Raw genomic sequence first — 18,021 nt, forward strand, 5'->3', positions numbered from 1 at the left:
GGACTTCACCATGCCTGTGCAACGGATCAAGTTCTACCAGACCGGCAGCTTCGCGGTGGGGAACCGGCTGCTGGACCCTGACCAGCAGTCGGTACAGGCCGACCCGGCGCGGACGAACTCGCTGACCACCGGCCATCGGGCCTGTCAGGGATGCGGCGAGGCGCTCGGTGCGCGGTACGTGCTCGACGCGGTGATGCGCGCCGCCGAAGGCCGTGCGGTGACGGTGAACGCGACCGGGTGTCTGGAGGTCTTCTCGACGCCGTACCCGGAGTCCTCGTGGCGGGTCGCCTGGCTGCACTCGCTGTTCGGCAATGCGCCGGCCGTCGCGACCGGTGTGGCTGCGGCGATGAAGGCGAAGGGGCGGACCGACGTCCGGGTGATCGGGCAGGGCGGCGACGGCGGCACCGTCGACATCGGCCTGGCGTGTCTGTCCGGGATGTTCGAACGCAACGACGACGTGCTGTACATCTGCTACGACAACGGCGGCTACATGAACACCGGCGTCCAGCGGTCCGGCGCGACCCCGCACGGCGCGGTGACGACCACGACGCCGGCCGTGAACTCCTTCGGCCAGGGCAAGAGCCTGCCGCTGATCGCGATGGCGCACCGGATCCCGTACGTCGCGACCGCGACCGTGGCGGATCTGCGCGACCTCGAGTACAAGGTGACCAAGGCGATGGACTACCACGGCGCGCGGTACCTGCATGTGCTGGTGCCGTGCCCACTGGGCTGGCGAACCGCCTCCGACGAGACCATCCGGATCGCGAGGCTGGCCACCGAGACCGGCATCTTCCCGGTCTTCGAGGCGCTCGACGGCGAGGTGACCGACGTGTCCCGGATCCGCCGGGTGCGCCCGGTCGTGGACTACCTGCGACCACAAGGACGCTTTGCGCAACTGTTCGGCGACACCCCGCGCGACGACGTGATCAGCCGGATCCAGGCGGAGGCGGACCGTACCATCCGCACCTTCGGCCTGACCGAACCCGACGAGGTGAGTTAGATGCCCGAGGCAAACAAGCACCATCCGTACGCGATCACCCTCGACGTCGGGTCCAGTCTGGCGAACAAGACCGGATCCTGGCGCACCGAGCGGCCGGTGTACTTCGACCGGATGCCGCCGTGCAACGACGCCTGCCCGGCCGGCGAGAACGTGCAGGAGTGGCTGTCGCACGCCGAGGAAGGCGACTACGAGGCCGCGTGGCGGCAGATCATGGTCGACAATCCGTTCCCGGCGATCATGGGCCGGGTCTGCTACCGGCCGTGCGAGACCGCCTGCAACCGGGCGACCCTGGACGAACCCGTGGGTATCAACTCGGTCGAACGGTTCCTCGGCGACGAGGCGATCAAGCAGGGCTGGTCGATATCGGTCGAGGCCGCGCCCAGCGGGAAGCAGGTGCTGATCGTGGGCGCGGGTCCGTCCGGGCTGTCCGCGGCGTACCACCTCGCGCGGCTCGGTCACGAGGTCACGGTCCGGGACGACTCCCCGCAGGCCGGGGGCATGATGCGCTACGGCATCCCGTCGTACCGGCTGCCGCGCGACGTCGTGGACGCGGAGATCCAGCGGATCGCCGACCTGGGCGTCCGATTGGAGCTCGGCTCCAAGGTGACCGATCTGAGCGGTGCGCTGGAGGACTTCGACGCCGTGTTCCTGGCCGTCGGCGCGCATGTGGGGCGACGGGCGGACATCCCGGCCGGCGACTCTGCGCGCATCGTCGACGCGGTCTCGATGCTCGCCGGGCTGGAGAAGGGCGAGCAGCCGCTCCTCGGCCGCCGCGTGGCTGTGTACGGCGGCGGCAACACCGCGATGGACGTCGCCCGGACGGCTCGCCGGCTCGGTGCCTCGGACGCGATCGTGGTCTACCGGCGTACCCGGGAACGGATGCCGGCGCACGACATCGAGGTCGACGAGGCACTCGAGGAAGGCGTCCGGATGCGGTGGCTGTCGACGATCGTGTACGCCGGGGCCGACCGCGTGCGGATCGAGAAGATGCGGCTGGACGAGACCGGGTTCCCCCAGCCGACCGGTGAGTTCGAGGAGCTCGACGCGGACTCGGTCGTGCTCGCGCTGGGGCAGCAGGCCGACCTGGCGCTGGTCCGGGACCTTCCCGACGTCAGTGTGACCGACGGGGTGGTCGAGGTGGACGCCGCGATGATGACCGGCAAGCCCGGTCTGTTCGCGGGCGGAGACATGGTGCCGGGAGACCGGACCGTCACTGTCGCCGTGGGCCATGGCAAGCAGGCAGCGCGGAACATCGATGCATGGCTGCGTGGAAGCGGCTATGTGCACCCGGAGCGCCCCGAGATGGCGACCTACGACCGTCTGAACACCTGGTACTACTCGGACGCGCCGGCCACCCTCCGTCCGCAGCTGGACGTCGCGCGCCGGATCACGACCTTCGACGAAGTGACCGGTGGGCTGACCGCGGAGACCGCCCTGTTCGAGGCCCGCCGGTGCATGTCGTGCGGGAACTGCCTGGAGTGCGACAACTGCTTCGGCGTCTGCCCGGACAACGCGATCATCAAGCTCGGCCCCGGCAACGGCTACGAGATCGACCTCGACTTCTGCAAGGGCTGCGGCCTGTGCGCAGCCGAATGCCCGAGCGGCGCGATCACAATGTTCCGCGAACGCTCCTGACGTTTGCGGGATTACCGGTCGAGTGTTTTCGGTCTGGTGACCGGGACGACGGTGAGCAGTCCGTCGAGGCCCGTGAAATCGTCCGGATTCGTGGTGAAGAGGGGGAGGTTCTCGGCGATTGCGATCGCGGCGATCATCAGGTCGGCGACTCGACGCCGAGGTTTGCGGCCGGCGCTGACAACCGCGGCGCAGACCCGGCCGTAGATGCGGGCCGCGTCCGCGTCGAAGGGGATGGGGTCGAACTCGTTCTCGGCACGTTGGAGGACGTCCATCCGCCGGGCACGCTCGGCGTACTCGTCGTAGTCGTCCTGTTCGTCGTTCCCGCGGACCTCGTGGGGGCCCGCGGAGAGCTCGGCGAGCGTGATGGCACTGATCGCGATCTCGCCGGGGAGCTCAGCGGGGTCGACCCACTTGCGCAGGATCATGATGTTGGTGTCCAGCAGACCCTGCTGGTGTTCAGTGGGCATAAGGGTCGTCCTGGTGCTGCTCGGACGTGGCGTCCTGGTCCGCGCGGAAGGCCTCGACTGAGATGTCGGGCGCCGTCCGGGACATGGCGGCAAACTCGGCGCGTGGAACGAAGCGCCGTCGACGCCGCAGCGGAACGAGCTCGCCGATCCGGTGCCCGTCGCGCGTGACCGTGAAGGACTGTCCGCTCTGAACGGCGTCCATGATCTCTTTGGACCTGGTGCGAAGATCCCGCTGGGTGATCTCGGGCTGTCCGGTCATAACGCCGAGGATAGCGGTCGAGTAGCACAATGTGCCACTAGGTGGCACAGCCGGTCCGGCGGCGATCATCAGGTCCTATCAGCTCACCGGACGGCTCCGGCGGCGCCATGAGGCCGTAATGGCCGTCGTAGCGGGCGTAGAGGGCATGGAGGCGGCCGGTGACCTTGTTGGTGAAGATCGCCACCGGTGCGCCGGTGAGGTCGAGGTGCGCGATCGCCGCCGCGACACTGAGTCGTTCGGCGGCGGCGAGCACGATCGGCGGCGAGGCGACCTCGAGGCCGATCGGGTTCGGCCGGGACTGGACGATCCGGTAGCGCTCGCTGATCACAGCCGCGGCATCCTCGGCAGGATCCCCGTCGTACTGACCCGGATCGCGCCGACCGCGCGCAGCACCGGCACTTCACGCTGTTCCGTGCTCATCATTCCCCCCGGTTGTGCTCCACTGCTTCAGGCTGGCAGCCGTCCCGCTCCCCGGTGCAGGTCCGTTGGGCCCTGAATCAGGGCCTTTGGTCCCTGCCGCCGGCCGGCTCGCGGCGTCGAGGATCGTCGGGAGCGGCTGACCGCCGGCGAGAGGAGCTCCCCGTGAACAACCCCGGCGAGGTACGGGCGGGCGGACTGCCGATCGTCGTCGGGTACGACGGGTCACCGGCGAGCGAGGCGGCCGCGCGGTGGGCCGTGAGTACGGCGTACCGGCTCGGGCGGCGGCTGCGGATGGTGCATGTGCTGCCGTGGCCGGTGGCCCGCAGCAGCGGCGGCACCTCGGTCTCCCATGGCGTGGACACGCTCCGCCGAGGCGCCTGGCGGCTGCTGGACAAGTCGTGCCGGGACCTCGGCGCCGAGTATCCCGGCGCGGAGATCGAGGCCGAGGTGCTCATCGGCGATCCGGGGCCCGGGCTGTTGCGTGAAGCCGGCAGCGGCTCGTTGCTCGTGCTCGGGTCGCGAGGGCTGGGCGAGGTCCGCGATCTCGCCGAAGGATCGGTGATGGCACACGTCGCCACCCACGCAGCGGCGCCGGTGGTCGTCGTACCGGCAGACTGGCGGCCGCGCCCGGACCGGCGGGGCCAGGTGGTGGTCGGTGTCGACGGGTCGGCGGAGAGCCGGAACGCGATCGCGTTCGCCGTCGGGTTCGCCGAGCAGACGGATGCCTCCGTCACCGCCGTACTGGCGTGGAACGAGCCGCAGAGCACTGGGCCCGGCGACATGCTGTTCCCGGTCCACGACCTCGACGCGCTCGAGGAGGAGAGCGCCGCCGACCTGAGTGAAGCGGTGGCTGGTCAGGCCGTCGACCACCCGGACGTCAAGCTCGTCGAGAAGCTCGTCCGCGGTCCGGCGGCGAAGGTCCTCGCGGCCGAGTCCCGCGATGCCGACCTGCTGGTCGTCGGATCCCGCGGCCGCGGACGGATCCGCAGCCTCCTGCTCGGCTCGGTCAGCCGGGCCGTACTCCACCATGCGAGCTGCCCGGTGGCCGTGGTCCGCTGAGGTGGGCGTCGGCCCAGCAAGCACAGGACGTTCGGCCCTGCTCAACCGTTCGTGCGCGGCAGACGGTGGATATATGAGGGCATCGACCGACGACCGATCGCCAGTGCCGGAGCTGATCGACCACTGGCTGGGCGAGGGTCTGATCACGGCTGAACAGGCCGCCCGGATGCGCGCCGAGCTCGACCACGCCGCGCGCCTGCCGGCGGGTCCTTTGCCCGTTGAGGCCCGCCGTTCGCGGAACCCTCGCCAGGTGGCGTCGCTGGTCACCGAAGCGCTGGCCTACCTCGGCGGTGTGATCATTCTGGTCGCCGTCGGCCTGCTCGTTGCGCGGCACTGGCAGGCGCTGGGGGACGGCGGCCAGCTCGGTCTCCTCGGCGGAGCCACGGCTGCACTGCTGGTGGCCGGACTCGTGGTTCCGGTCTCGCGTGGTCCGGCTTCGTACCGGCTGCGTTCGGTTCTTTGGGTGCTGTCGAGCGCAGCCGCCGCCGCATTTTTCGCGCTGTTCGCCGACCGCGTCCTGCACCTGGACGGCGAGGCAGCCACGCTGGTGGCTGCTTCCGCCGTGACTGCGTTGGCGGCCGCACTCTGGTGGCGACTGCGCGCGCTTCCGCAGCAGGTGGTGTTCTTCGTCGCGTCGATGGTCGCCGGCGCTGCGGCCGTCGCGGAATTCACCGATGAGCCGCGTCTTCCGGGCCTGGCGGTCTGGGGGATCGGCGTCGCCTGGTTCGTGCTCGGACTGCGTGGGACTTTGCCACCGCGACGGCCGGTGCTGGCCCTCGCCGCCTGCGCGGCTCTGGTCGGTGCTGTGATGACCATGCCCGCCGATGCCGGCCTGGTCCTCGCACTCTGCACCGTCGTCGCGATCGTGGTCGTCGCAGTGCTCGTCCGCGACCTGCTGCTGCTCGCGGTCGGCGCCGTCGGCGCACTGAACATCCTGCCGGCCGTGGTCACCCACTGGTTCCCCGGAGACCTGGCAGCCCCACTGGTGCTGCTCGTGGTGGGCGGACTGCTGGTCGCGTCCGCGGTCTACACAGCAACAGCCAGGAGGAAGCCATGAGCGATCGAGCGGTACGGGACATCCGTGCGCGGTGGGCGATTGCGATTGCCTGTTTGGCGATCGTCGCGCTGGCCGTGGTGATGGTCAACGATTCGGGCGGATCGTCCGGGGGCTCTCCGGCGCCCGGTGCGACTGTGACGCAGCCGGGTCCGACGGTGACAGCCACAGCCACGCCGAGCCCGTCCACCAGCGCTCCGGTACGGCGGACGTTCCGCTACCAGCCGTTGTGGCCGTTCACCTCCGAGGACGCTGTGGCGGCCTGGCAGCAGGCCTATCGCTCCGGCGGCAAGCAGCCGTGGCACCTCGACGCGGGACAGACCGCCCTTTCGTTCACCACCGGCTTCTTGCGGTTCGACGAGATCAACCTTGTGGTGTCGCGGTCCGTGCGGGGTGACGAGGCACTCGTCTCCGTCGGCTACCGCGCCGACAACAACCCGCCGTCGGTTGCCGCGGTCATCCACCTCGCCAGGTTCGGCCAGGGGACCGATGCGCCCTGGGAGGTCGTCGGCACCCGCGACACCAGCCTGACCCTGACCCAGCCGCGGTACGGCGCCGCGGTGCGGTCGCCGCTCACCGTCGGCGGACGGATCACCGGCGTCGACGAGGCGATCCGGGTCGACGTACGGCAGGCGTCCGCGGCCGATCGTCTCGGCACCTCGTGCTGTGTGGCCGCAGGCGGGCAGAACCAGCCGTGGACCGCGCAGGTCGCGTTCCGCGGCGCGACCGATCCCGCAGTGGTGGTCGTCGCTTCGACGGGCGGCCACTACCAGGGTGTCGAGGCGTTCGCGGTGACGGCGATCAGCAGCACCGACTGAAAGACAAGATGAGGAGAAGTGACATGGATCAGCCCAGGACAGTCTGGCTGACGGACGAGGCCGGCACCGATCTGGCCTCCGTCGGCGGGAAGAACGCTTCGCTCGGAGTCATGGTGCGGGAGCTGGGTGCTCAAGGCATCAAGGTGCCGGAGGGATTCGCGACGACCGCGGCGGCGTACCGGGAGTACGTCGAGGCGGGCGGGCTGGGGCCGGTCATCGACCGGCAGATCCGCCGCTACCGGGGCAAGGCGCCGCTGGCGTCGGTCGGAGCGGTGATCCGCAGCGCCTTCGCCGATACCAAGCTCCCGCCGGAGCTGGTGGCCGACCTCGGTACGGCGTACGAGCAACTCGGCGGGGACGGGACGGAGGTTGCGGTGCGCAGCAGCGCGACCGCCGAGGACCTGCCGGACGCGAGTTTCGCGGGGCAGCAGGAGACCTTCCTGAACGTGCGGAGCTTCGCGGAGCTCGTCGAGGCCTGCAAGCGGTGCTACGCCTCGCTGTTCACCGACCGGGCGATCAGCTACCGCGAAGAGCGCGGTTTCGACCACTCGGCGGTCGCGCTGTCGATCGGCGTCCAGCGGATGGTGCGCTCGGACCTCGGCAGCTCCGGCGTGATGTTCACGCTGGACAGCGACAGCGGATTCCCCGGCGTCGTGCAGATCAGCGCGGCGTGGGGTCTCGGGGAGGCCGTGGTCAGCGGCCAGGTCGACCCCGACGAGTACCAGGTCTTCAAACCGCGGATCCTGTGGGACAACCTGCGCCCGATCCTGTCCCGCCGTCTCGGCGCCAAGGAGATCAAGATCGTGTACCGGGAGTCCGGTGGCACGAAGACGGTCACGACCAGCGCCGACGAACGCAGCCGGTTCGCGCTCGACGACGACGACGTACTGCAGCTGGCCCGGTGGGGGCTCGCGGTGGAGAGCCACTACGGACGGCCGATGGACATCGAGTGGGCCAAGGACGGCCTGACCGGCGAGCTGTTCCTGGTGCAGGCGCGTCCGGAGACCGTGCAGACCCGGCGGGAGGCCGCGTCGCTGCGGTCCTACCGGCTGAAGGAGACCGGCCGCGAGCTCGTCACCGGCCTGGCGGTCGGCGAGGCGATTGCCGACGGCAACGTCTGCCTGCTCGACTCGCCGGCGGACATCGACCGGTTCGTCGACGGTGCGATCCTGGTCACCCGGATCACCGACCCGGACTGGGAGCCGATCATGCGCCGGGCGGCCGCGATCGTTACCGACCACGGCGGCCGGACCTCGCACGCGGCGATCGTCAGCCGCGAGCTGGGCGTGCCGGCCATCGTCGGCACCGCGACGGCGACCAGCGACCTGCACGACGGCCGGCACATCACGGTGTCCTGCGCACAGGGCGAGCGCGGCGTCGTCTACGACGGCCGGCTCGAGTACGACGTGACCGACCTGGACCTCGGCAGCCTGCCGGAGACCAGGACCAAGGTGATGCTCAACCTCGCCGATCCCGCCGCGGCGTTCCGGTGGTGGCGGTTGCCCGCGGACGGCGTCGGGCTCGTCCGGATCGAGTTCGTGGTCAGCAACCACATCAAGGTGCATCCGATGGCCCTGATCCACTACGACGCGCTCGACGCCGACGAGCAACGCGCGGTGGATGCCGCCACCGGCGGCGCCGTCGACCGGGAGGCGTACCTGATCGACCGGCTCGCCCAGGGCATCGCGCGGATCGCGGCGGCCCGCTGGCCCGACCCGGTGATCGTGCGGATGAGCGACTTCAAGACCAACGAGTACGCGCGGCTGATCGGCGGGCGGCGGTTCGAACCGATCGAGGAGAACCCGATGATCGGCTGGCGCGGAGCGAGCCGGTACTACAGCCGCGGTTACCAGGAGGGCTTCGCGCTCGAGTGCCGGGCGCTGCGCAAGGTCCGCGACGAGATCGGGCTGACGAACGTGGTCGTGATGATCCCGTTCTGCCGGACGATCGGCGAGGCGCAGCGGGTCCTGACCGTGATGGAGGGCGAGGGCCTCACGCGCGGCGCGAACGGTCTGCAGGTCTACGTGATGGCCGAGATCCCGGCGAACATCATCCTGGCGGACGAGTTCGCCGACCGGTTCGACGGGTTCTCGATCGGCAGCAACGACCTGACCCAGCTGACGCTCGGGGTCGACCGCGACTCGGACACGCTGGCGTCGCTGTTCAACGAGCGTGATCCGGCGGTGTCGCGGAGCATCGAGCACCTGATCCGGATCGCCCACCGGTTCGGCCGGAAGGTCGGGTTGTGCGGGCAGCGCCCGAGCGACGACCCCAGCTTCGCGTCCTTCCTGGTGCACAGCGGGATCGACTCGATCTCGGTCACGCCGGACAGCTTCCTGGCCGTGAAGACCAACGTCGCCGAGGCCGAGCGCTCGAACGGTTTCGTGCCCGCGACGGCGAGGTTCCCGGGTGACACAGCCGCGGCGGACCGGCGGTCCAAGGTCCTGGCGGAACCGGGCCGGTCGCCTCTGCCGTGAGGACGCCGGCAGGACGAGAGTGAAAATGGGCCCGGGGACCACGGTCGCCGGGCCCTTCGAACAAGTGGAGGTGACCATCATGCAGACCCGGCCGCCCTTGGACGAGCTCGGCCTGAGCGCCGGCAAGAAGGCACGGCTGCGCCGGATCCTGTTCGACCACGGCCTGCGGAACGGCACGGCGTTGTTCCTGCCGTACGACCAGGGCCTCGAGCACGGGCCGCGGGACTTCTTCGCGAACCCGCAGGCGTCGGACCCGGCGTACATCATGAAGCTCGCGATCGCCGGGGAGTTCAACGGCATCGCGATCCAGATCGGACTGGCGGAGAAGTTCTTCTGGGACTACGCCGGTCAGATCCCGCTGATCCTCAAACTGAACGGCAAGACCGACATCCCGCCGGACGCGGCCGCGCTGTCGCCGGTGCACGCGAGTGTCGAGGACGCGGTGCGGCTGGGCGCCGACGCGGTCGGCTACACGCTGTACGTCGGATCGCCCGCGCAGGAGACGGATTTCGCGCAGTACCGGACGATCCGCGCCGACGCGGCGCGGTTCGGGATGCCGCTGGTCGTGTGGGCGTACCCGCGCGGCGAGGCGATCGAGGCGAAGGGCGGCAAGGACTCGTTCTACGCCGTCGACTACGCGGCCCGGGTGGCCTGCGAGCTGGGCGCGGACGTGGTCAAGGTGAACTTCCCGCACCCGGACAAGCGCGACCACGTGAAGCCGCCGTACGAGGAGATCTTCTCGCCGCAGCAGGCGATCGACGGCGTGGTTCGGTCCGCGAACCGCACGCTGGTGCTGGTCTCCGGCGGCGAGCGGGCCGGTGACGACGCGATGTTCCGCAAGGCCGAGCAGGCGATGGGTGCCGGCGGTCTCGGGCTGATCTTCGGCCGCAATGTCTGGCAGCGCGGGTACGACGAGTCGCTGGGCTTCGTCGACGGGCTGAAGGAAATCCTCGTCCAGTACCCGAGTTCGTGAAAGGAAACCAAGCGATGAAGCAGAAGTACGTGCTCGTCGGCGTGGACGACACGCCGGAGAGCCTGTTGGCGCTGCACTGGGCTGTGGAGGCGGCCGGCGGACGCGGTGCGCCGGTCCGGGTGATCCGCGCCTACCTCGACGAAGCCAGCCGCTGGCCGGCGCTCGGGGTCGAGGGCTACGTTCCGCCGCCGATGCCGCTGGACAAGTTCCAGACCGGGCTCGACGACGCGGTGCGGTACGCGCGCGACCGGCTCGGGTACGACGGCGGCTCCGGCTGGCTGGCGAACTCGGACCCGGCCACCGCGCTCCTGATCGAGGCGGGCAACGCCGAGCTGGTGGTCGTCGGAACGCGGTCGCGCAACAAGATGTCCGCGGCGGTCCTCGGATCGGTGGCGACGTCGGTGGCGTCGAAGGCGCCGTGCCCCGTGGTCGTCGTCCGGGGCGAACGCCGTACCGGACCGGTCGTCGTCGGCACCGACGGGTCCCTGGACTCCGAGGAGGCGGTGGCGTTCGCGTTCGAGGAGGCAGCCGGGACCGGTGAGAAGCTCGAAGTCGTGCATTGCTGGCAGCCGCAGTCCGACCACCACGAGGCGATCGAGAGCACTCACCAGCTGCTGACGGACTGGCTGGCCGAGAGCCTCGAGCCGTACCGGGACAAGTACCCGTCAGTGCAGGTCCGGGCGTCGATCCTCGAGGGCCGGGCGAGCACACGGCTGATCGCGTTGTCGGAGACGGCGTCGCTCGTCGTCGTCGGATCCCGCGGGCGCGGCGGCGTCGCCGGACTGCTGCTGGGGTCGGTCAGCCAGAGTCTTCTCCATCACGCGGACTCGCCCGTTGCGATCGTCCGCCGGCACAAGGAGTCATGATGAGTCACCTGCTGACTGTCGCGGACGTGATGACCAAGGACGTCGTCACGGTCGCCGAGGACACCCCCTTCAAGGCGGTCGCGGCCGTGCTGGCCGAGCACCACATCAGCGCTGTGCCGGTTCGCGGGGTCTCTCGCGGGGTCGCCGGTGTCGTCTCCGAGACGGACCTGCTCCGCAAGGAGCAGTACCAGCGGACCACGCGCCGGCCCTGGCGGCACCGCAAGACGCGGGCCAAGGCGGACGCGCTGACCGCGCACCTGCTGATGACAAGTCCGGCGGTGACCGTCGAGGGCGGTTGCACGCTCGACGAGGCCGCGCGGCTGATGGCGGCCCGGGAGATCACCCGGCTGGTCGTGATGGACGGCGACGAGATCGCCGGCATCGTGACGCGGTCCGATCTGCTCCGCGCGTTCCTGGTACCCGACAAGGAGATCCTCGCCCGGGTACGGCGGGACGTCGTCGACCGGCACCTGTGGGACGACCCGTTCGCCGTACAGGTCACGGTCCTCGAGGGCGTCGTGACGCTGACCGGCCAGGTGGACAAGCGGAGTACGGTCTCGTTCGCCGAGAACCTGATCGCCGGCGTCGACGGCGTCGTCGGAGTCCAGAACGAACTGACCTGGCGCTTCGACGACACCACCCGCGCCACCGGCGCAACGTTCTACTGAGCAGCGACCGACGCGACGCGGCAACGACCGGGGGTGGGCGAGCTGGAGCGGCAGCTCGCCCACCCCCTTGCTTCAGGCAACGACAACTGCCCGCCCGGGTGCACGCACGGAGGGGGCGACGGATGAACGCAGTGTTCGACTGGCTCGCGAGCCTGCCCGCCTGGCTCGTACTGACTGCTGTCTGTCTGCTCCCGGCGCTGGAGGCTTCGACCTTCCTGGGGCTGGTGGTGCCGGGGGAGACTGCGGTCATCATTGGCGGCGTGGTCGCGCATGCCGGCGCCTTGCAGCTGTGGGCAGTGATCGTGGCAGCCGCGATCGGCGCGATTGCGGGTGACCAGGTGGGATTCGTCGTCGGGCGACGGTACGGTCCTGGCCTGCTCGAGCGGCTGCCGGGCCGGCTGCGGCGGCCGGAGCGGATCGAGCAGACCCTGGCGCTCATCCGGCGCCGCGGAGCCGTCGCCGTGGTTCTCGGTCGCTGGACCGCGGCATTCAGGGCCTTGGTGCCGGGAATCGCGGGCATGAGCCGAATGCAGCGAATCCGGTTCACTGTGGCGAACGTCGTCGGTGGTGTGGTCTGGGCGGTCCTCGTGGCCGGCGGCGGCTACCTGGCCGGTGCGTCGTACAAGGCCCTCGAGCAACGGCTGGGCCTGGTGAGCGGCCTCCTGCTGGCCGGCTTCGTGGGCACGGCGGTTGTAGCCCTGGTGATCCGGCACCGGCGGCGCGCTCGCTGAGAGCCGGATGACGGGCGGGTGTCGAAAGCCGCCGGGCCGGCGGTGTCGTGGGTGAGAATCGGATGAGAGGTCTGTCATCCGGCCCTGCCGAGCGGTCTCCGGCCCCACTGTTGCGCTGACGCGCTAGGTGGGGGAGGGATCGTGACACAGCAGTGGAGATCGGTGCCGCGGAGATGGCTGCGGTTGACGGTCGGACTCGGACTGATCGCGGCGATGATGACCGCGGGGCAGGTGGCCCGGAACGTGGCAGCGGCCGCCGGACCAGGCAGTCTGACCCTGGACGTGGTCAGCGCACGGTCGGTCAACTCTGGACCCGGATTCGTACACGAGAACGATCCGGTGGCCCACTACAAGTGGCTGATCAACGTCGACGACACCGGCGACCCGGGGACCCGGACGAACCAGCTGATCGACCGCTGTCTGCCGGCCACCGCGGCCGGCGGCTCGTCGGACCCGAACTACGCGGACACGTGTCCGTGGCCGTCGACCCGGCCGACGTCCGGGTTCGCGCCGATCGTTGCCCAGGGCACCGAGGCGGACCTGAGCGGCACCAAGCCGCTCGACAACCTCGCGCCCGGGAAGTACCTGACCTCGGTGACCGCCGACGGATTCAAGATCGACGGTCAGCACTTCACGATCACCTCCGGCCAGACGACCCACGCCGCGGTCCGGATGAACCCGACACCGTTGCCGCTGACAACGCTGCGGCTGCAGGTGTTCAACGACAACGTCCCGGTCGACGGCACCTACGAGGCCGACGCCGAGCAGGGTCTGGCCGGCTTCACCGCCAGTCTCACCGACGTTCTCGGCCTGGTCAGCACCGACTACTACGGCAATCCGCTGTGCACGGTCTACAAGCACGCGAACGCCAACGGGACCGGTGCGATGCTGTTCGACGCGAACAACCGGCCGATCATCGACACCGCCCGCTCCACCGGACAGTGCGTGAGCGACGCGACCGGCGCGATCGTCATCCCGAACCTCGGCCCGAACCGCTACGCAGCCACCGTGACACCGCCGTCCGCACAGGCCGGGCAGTGGGTCCAGACCACCACGCTCGAGGGCGGTCACGACCACGACATCTGGCAGCAGGAAGGTGAGACCGGGTACGACACCGAGCAGGTCCGCGGCGCCGAACTCGTGTCGGCCGTACAGTTCGGCTTCGTCCGGACCAAGGCCCTGACGGCGCCGGCCGGTACGACGGGTGAGGTCAAGGGCGTCGTGATCGCCGGCCTGCCCTACATCGGCGGGCAGAACGGGCAGGTCGTACCGGAGACCGGCTTCGCCGGCGCGAAGGCCGACGGCCCGATCCCGTACCCGTGGGTCGCGCTGTCCGACCTCGACGCGGGTGACGCCGCGGTGTACGTCGGTCGCGGTGCGGCGGACGGCAGCTTCGACATCACCAACGTGCCGGACGGCACCTACCAGCTCACGCTGTGGGACGACGACCAGGACTACATCCTCTGGAGCTTCAACGTCGAGGTCCACAACGGCGACGTCACCGACGTCGGCAACAAGATGCTCGTCGGCTGGTTCACCCATGTGACCGGCACCGTCTTCATCGATGCCAATGGCAACGGTAAACGGGACACCGGCGAGCGCGCGGTGCCCAGCTTCGGTCTGACCGTCCGGGAGCGGGACAACTCGCTGATGGACCAGTACACGAACACCGCGGTGACCGACTCGGCCGGCAACTACGACATCAGGGAGACCTACCCGCTCGGCAAGTGGCTGGTCCTGGAAGGGTTCAACACCCGCTACAAGACCACCGGCATCACGTACCAGGCCGCGAACGAGACCAAGCCGACCACCCAGCTGGGCAGTCTCGTCGACATCAACTTCCTGCCGATCATCGGCCTGCGCGGCCGGATCGACTGGGGCGTGCAGCCCTACGATCCGGGCACCAACGGCGGCATCGTCGGAACCGTCACCTACGACACCACCCGCAACGAGCTCGACCCGGCGATGGCGGCCACCGAGCCCTACCAGCCGGGCATCCCCGGCATCCCGGTGCACCTGTACCTGCCGAAGGCCTGCACGGACACGACTCCCACGGAGCTGTGCCGCCAGGGATACGAGACCGAGCCGAAGCAGGTCTCCGACGGCAACGGCGGGATGGCCGACAACCCGCGGTACGGCGCTTTCGTGAAGGGGCCCGAGGTTTCGGAGGCCTACACCTCCGAGGAGTGGGCGCCGCCGCGCGGATGCACCGCGCGGACCTACAACGGCCAGCCGCTGACCGACCAGCAGGCGCTGCCCGCGTTCGGCCCGGCGGAGAACCGGTTGTGCGTCGAGGCACCGATGATGGGGGTCACCGTCGGCGCCAGCGACAGCGCGGGCGGCGGCCAGACGGTCAACGGCAACTACGGGTTCACCACGTCCAACATCAACCTGTACCCGCCGACGGACACCGTGCACAACCCGGACGGTCTGGCGCTCTATGCCGCGTTGCCGGCCGGTCAGGAGCAGGACCTGCCCGCGCGCGACTACATCGTCTCGGTCGACATCCCGAACGACCCGGTCGACGGCAAGCCGATGTACAAGGTCACCAGCGAAGAGGACGTGAACGTCTTCGACGGTGACAGCTACCTGCCGCAGGAGAACTACCCGCCGGCGACCCCGGCCCAGGCGAACGACCCGGCCGGCCCGCCGGATCCGACGCCCACGCCGCCCGCCGAACCCCCGTCACAGCAGGCCGGCATCATCTCGCCGTGCGCCGGACCGCTGCACACGGTCGACGTGACCAACGAGGCGTTCAACGCCGGCGGCGGCAGCCCGTTCCAGGGCTACGAGCGCCCGCTGTGCGGCGACAAGCTGGTCGGCCTGCGGACGCAGCAGGCGACCGCGCCGAACTTCAACCTGTTCACCGACGTGCCGATCCCGACGCACTTCTGGGGTCTGACGCTGAACGACCTCGGCCTGACCCTCGACAAGCGCAGCGTCAACTACGGCGAGGCACAGGGTCTGCCGTTCGTCCCGGTCGGTCTGTACGACTGGTCCGGCCGGCTCGTCGACACGGTGCACACCGACTTCAACGGGTTGTACGAGGCCCTGGAGCCGTCCACCGGCACCTACAACTGTCCGCTTCCCGCCGGTCCGTGCCCGAACATGTACCGGTTCGTGGGCAACGATCCCGGTCAGCCGGGCGCACTGAATCCCGACTACAACCCGAGATTCCGGACGATCGCGACGAACTTCCAGGCCTGGCCCGGGCTCTACACGGTGACCGACGAGGCGCCCACCCAGGTGGCTGCGACAGTCCTCGCACCGGACACCACGACGGTGAACCCGACGGTCTGCGACCTCGGCTCCAACGTGCCGCAACTGCTCGCCGTGGACCGCCCGTACATCCGCCGCAGCGACGCGAACCGGTCGGTCACGGTGACCGGCTTCGGTTTCGGGGCTGCCGGTGCACCCGACCGGGTGACCCTCGACGGTACTGCGATGACGGTCACCAGTTGGAGTGACAAGAAGATCACGTTCACCGTCCCGGTGGGCTTCGCGACCGGCGCCGCCGTACTCGAGATCACCGGGCACAGCGGCAAGCAGAGCGTCAACGGACTGACCCTGCAAGTGCTGGGCGTGAACGTTCCGCTGCTGGCCGGCCTGTCCGCGGCCAACCCGCTGATCGCGGAGGTCGGTCCGGCCAAGACCTACAAGACCGTGCAGGCAGCGCTCGAGGCGGCGACGCCGACCCGGCTGCGGCCGTACTGGCTCGTGGTCGTGTGGCCGAACGCCCAAACCTCCGCCAACCCGCGCGGCGACTACAACGAGAACGTCATCGTGCACCACCAGGTCCGGATCCAGGGCGTCGGCCCCGGCGGCTTCGACTCGGCCGGGACGTGGGTCCCCGGCTCGATCCTCGACGGGTCCGGCTTCAACCTCGACAACCCGAACGGAACCGCCTGGATCAACCGGCTCGCCGGCCTGCAGTACTCCGGCGACCCGGCGGTGCCGGACTCGGCGGTCGTGACCGTGCTGGACGACCCGGCGCGGGCAGGTTTCGTGCCGAGCAGCTGGCCGGTCACGCTCGACGGGCTGAGCATCACCGGCGGAGCGCAGGCAGACATCGCCGGCAACGTCAACGTGCTGACGGGCGCGGTGACCACGCCGTACGGCGCGGCCGGCGCGCTGGTCACCCAGGGCGGCGGCATCTACGTCCACTCCAACGTCCGCGGCCTGCAGGTGACCGACAACCTGATCCACGGCAACGGCGGCTCGTACGGCGGTGGCATCCGGATCGGTACGCCGTACGTCGGGGACAACCGCAACTACGACCCGGTCATCGCCCGCAACCAGATCCGCGACAACGGCGGCACCAACCTGGCCGGCGGCATCGGGCTGTTCACCGGCAGCGACGGCTACCGGATCGAGGACAACGCGCTGTGCGGGAACTTCTCCGCGGAGTACGGGGGCGCGCTGACCGCGTTCGGCTACATGGCGAACCCGGGCGGCAGCACCGGCGGCCGGATCACCGGCAACCGGATCTGGTTCAACGCCTCGTACGACGAGGGCGGCGGCGTCATGATCGCCGGCGAGTTGCCGGCCACGCCGACGGCGCTCTCGCCCGGGTCGGGTCCCGCGACGATCGACGCGAACGTGATCCAGGCGAACCTGGCCAACGACGACGGCGGCGGCATCCGGCTGCTGCAGGTCAGCGGATCGCACATCTCCCGGTCCGACCCGCAGACCATCGCGATCGCGAACAACACGATCGCCGACAACATCTCGGCCCATGAGGGCGGCGGTCTCGCTCTCGACGACGCGGCGTTCGTCAACATCGTGAACAACACGGTCACGAAGAACATGACCACCGCGTCGGCGGTGACCAGCAACGGCCAGCCCGCCCCGGCCGGTCTGTCCACCGCGGCGAACAGCGACCCGTTGCAGGCGCGACTGCGCAACACGTCGGTGTTCTCCGGATCGGCGACGCTGGCAGCGACGACCTACAGCAAGCCGACGCTGCTGAACGACGTGTTCTGGGACAACCGGGCCGGCTCGTTCTCGGGCGGATATGTCTACGGCATCGGCGGGCAGTTGCCCGACGGTACGGCGAACTCCGTGAACAACTGGGACCTGGGCGCGGCCGACGTACCCGACGCCCTGCTGACACCGACGCACTCGGTGCTGCAGGACACCACGGGTACGGCGCCCGACCCGACCAACTCGTCGGCGGATCCGCGATTCGTCTCGCCGTACGAGGTGTCGGTGAACATCCTGGCCGTCCGGTCCTACCCGGCCTTCCGGGAGGCGGTCGTCGTGGCGCAGCTGTTGCCGCCCGATCTGATGGGCGACTTCCACCTCGCCACCGCAACGCCGGCGTCCTCGGCCCGGGGGCTCGGCGCGGCGAACACGATCGTCCGGTGGGGGACCGGCACGACCGGGTTCAGCTACACCGTGACGGCGCCCACCCCGGACATCGACGGCCAGCCCCGTCCGACGGTGACCGGATCGCTGCGCCGCTACGACGCCGGATCCGACCAGATGACGCCGTGAGCCGTGGGGGGCGCCGGGGGGCCCCCCCGCGGGCCGCCCGTCCCGCCCGCCCCGCCCCAGCCCCGGCCGTCACACCGGAGCGCCGAAAGGGTGGATGG

Annotated in this window: 14 protein-coding genes; 11 read left to right on the forward strand and 3 right to left on the reverse strand. The window is 70.0% G+C overall.

Annotated elements, in window-relative coordinates; translation table 11 throughout:
* Positions 1 to 10: 10 nt before the first annotated feature.
* Positions 11 to 1,000: a thiamine pyrophosphate-dependent enzyme gene (locus ABT313_RS42205; RefSeq protein ID WP_350866305.1), complete on the forward strand. Its 990-nt coding sequence runs from the start codon at positions 11 to 13 to the stop codon at positions 998 to 1,000.
* Positions 1,001 to 2,635: an NAD(P)-binding protein gene (locus ABT313_RS42210; protein WP_350866307.1), complete on the forward strand. Its 1,635-nt coding sequence runs from the start codon at positions 1,001 to 1,003 to the stop codon at positions 2,633 to 2,635.
* Between the two features lie 11 nt (positions 2,636 to 2,646).
* Here ABT313_RS42210 and ABT313_RS42215 read toward each other — a convergent pair whose 3' ends face one another.
* The 3 genes from ABT313_RS42215 to ABT313_RS42225 are packed head-to-tail and all read right to left on the reverse strand — an operon-like array spanning position 2,647 to position 3,689.
* Complete coding sequence (locus ABT313_RS42215) at positions 2,647 to 3,102, reverse strand: type II toxin-antitoxin system VapC family toxin (protein WP_350866309.1); 456 nt, start codon at positions 3,100 to 3,102, stop codon at positions 2,647 to 2,649.
* Positions 3,092 to 3,361 carry a type II toxin-antitoxin system prevent-host-death family antitoxin gene (locus tag ABT313_RS42220; protein ID WP_350866310.1) on the reverse strand — a complete coding sequence of 90 codons (270 nt, stop codon included), beginning with the start codon at positions 3,359 to 3,361 and terminating at the stop codon, positions 3,092 to 3,094. Before ABT313_RS42220 ends, ABT313_RS42215 begins: the two co-directional genes overlap by 11 nt.
* 37 nt (positions 3,362 to 3,398) lie before the next feature.
* Positions 3,399 to 3,689 carry a sigma 54 modulation/S30EA ribosomal C-terminal domain-containing protein gene (locus tag ABT313_RS42225; RefSeq protein ID WP_350866311.1) on the reverse strand — a complete coding sequence of 97 codons (291 nt, stop codon included), beginning with the start codon at positions 3,687 to 3,689 and terminating at the stop codon, positions 3,399 to 3,401.
* Between the two features lie 254 nt (positions 3,690 to 3,943).
* Between ABT313_RS42225 and ABT313_RS42230 the strand changes: the two genes are divergently transcribed.
* The 9 genes from ABT313_RS42230 (at position 3,944) to ABT313_RS42270 (ending at position 17,923) form a co-directional block, all read left to right on the forward strand.
* On the forward strand, positions 3,944 to 4,840 hold the full coding sequence (locus ABT313_RS42230) for a universal stress protein (protein ID WP_350866313.1): 897 nt from the start codon (positions 3,944 to 3,946) through the stop codon (positions 4,838 to 4,840).
* A 73-nt stretch (positions 4,841 to 4,913) separates the two neighbouring features.
* Positions 4,914 to 5,897 carry a DUF2157 domain-containing protein gene (locus tag ABT313_RS42235; protein WP_350866315.1) on the forward strand — a complete coding sequence of 328 codons (984 nt, stop codon included), beginning with the start codon at positions 4,914 to 4,916 and terminating at the stop codon, positions 5,895 to 5,897.
* A complete protein-coding gene (locus tag ABT313_RS42240; RefSeq protein ID WP_350866317.1) occupies positions 5,894 to 6,712 on the forward strand; it encodes a hypothetical protein in 819 nt (272 codons plus the stop codon). The genes ABT313_RS42235 and ABT313_RS42240 overlap by 4 nt, the downstream gene beginning before the upstream one ends.
* A gap of 23 nt (positions 6,713 to 6,735) precedes the next feature.
* Complete coding sequence (ppsA, locus tag ABT313_RS42245) at positions 6,736 to 9,189, forward strand: phosphoenolpyruvate synthase (protein WP_350866319.1); 2,454 nt, start codon at positions 6,736 to 6,738, stop codon at positions 9,187 to 9,189.
* Positions 9,190 to 9,268: 79 nt separating this feature from the next.
* A complete protein-coding gene (locus ABT313_RS42250; protein ID WP_350866321.1) occupies positions 9,269 to 10,162 on the forward strand; it encodes a class I fructose-bisphosphate aldolase in 894 nt (297 codons plus the stop codon).
* A gap of 14 nt (positions 10,163 to 10,176) precedes the next feature.
* Entirely contained in the window at positions 10,177 to 11,028 is an 852-nt protein-coding gene (locus tag ABT313_RS42255; RefSeq protein WP_350866323.1) for a universal stress protein, read from the forward strand.
* On the forward strand, positions 11,028 to 11,696 hold the full coding sequence (locus tag ABT313_RS42260) for a CBS domain-containing protein (RefSeq protein ID WP_350866325.1): 669 nt from the start codon (positions 11,028 to 11,030) through the stop codon (positions 11,694 to 11,696). The genes ABT313_RS42255 and ABT313_RS42260 overlap by 1 nt, the downstream gene beginning before the upstream one ends.
* Before the next feature lie 122 nt (positions 11,697 to 11,818).
* Positions 11,819 to 12,427 (forward strand): DedA family protein, encoded by a 609-nt coding sequence (locus ABT313_RS42265; protein ID WP_350866326.1) that lies wholly within the window; start codon positions 11,819 to 11,821, stop codon positions 12,425 to 12,427.
* 141 nt (positions 12,428 to 12,568) lie between these two features.
* Positions 12,569 to 17,923 (forward strand): IPT/TIG domain-containing protein, encoded by a 5,355-nt coding sequence (locus ABT313_RS42270; protein ID WP_350866327.1) that lies wholly within the window; start codon positions 12,569 to 12,571, stop codon positions 17,921 to 17,923.
* The last annotated feature ends 98 nt before the right edge of the window (positions 17,924 to 18,021 follow it).

The organism is Kribbella sp. NPDC000426 (assembly GCF_040300265.1).
Taxonomy (GTDB): domain Bacteria; phylum Actinomycetota; class Actinomycetes; order Propionibacteriales; family Kribbellaceae; genus Kribbella.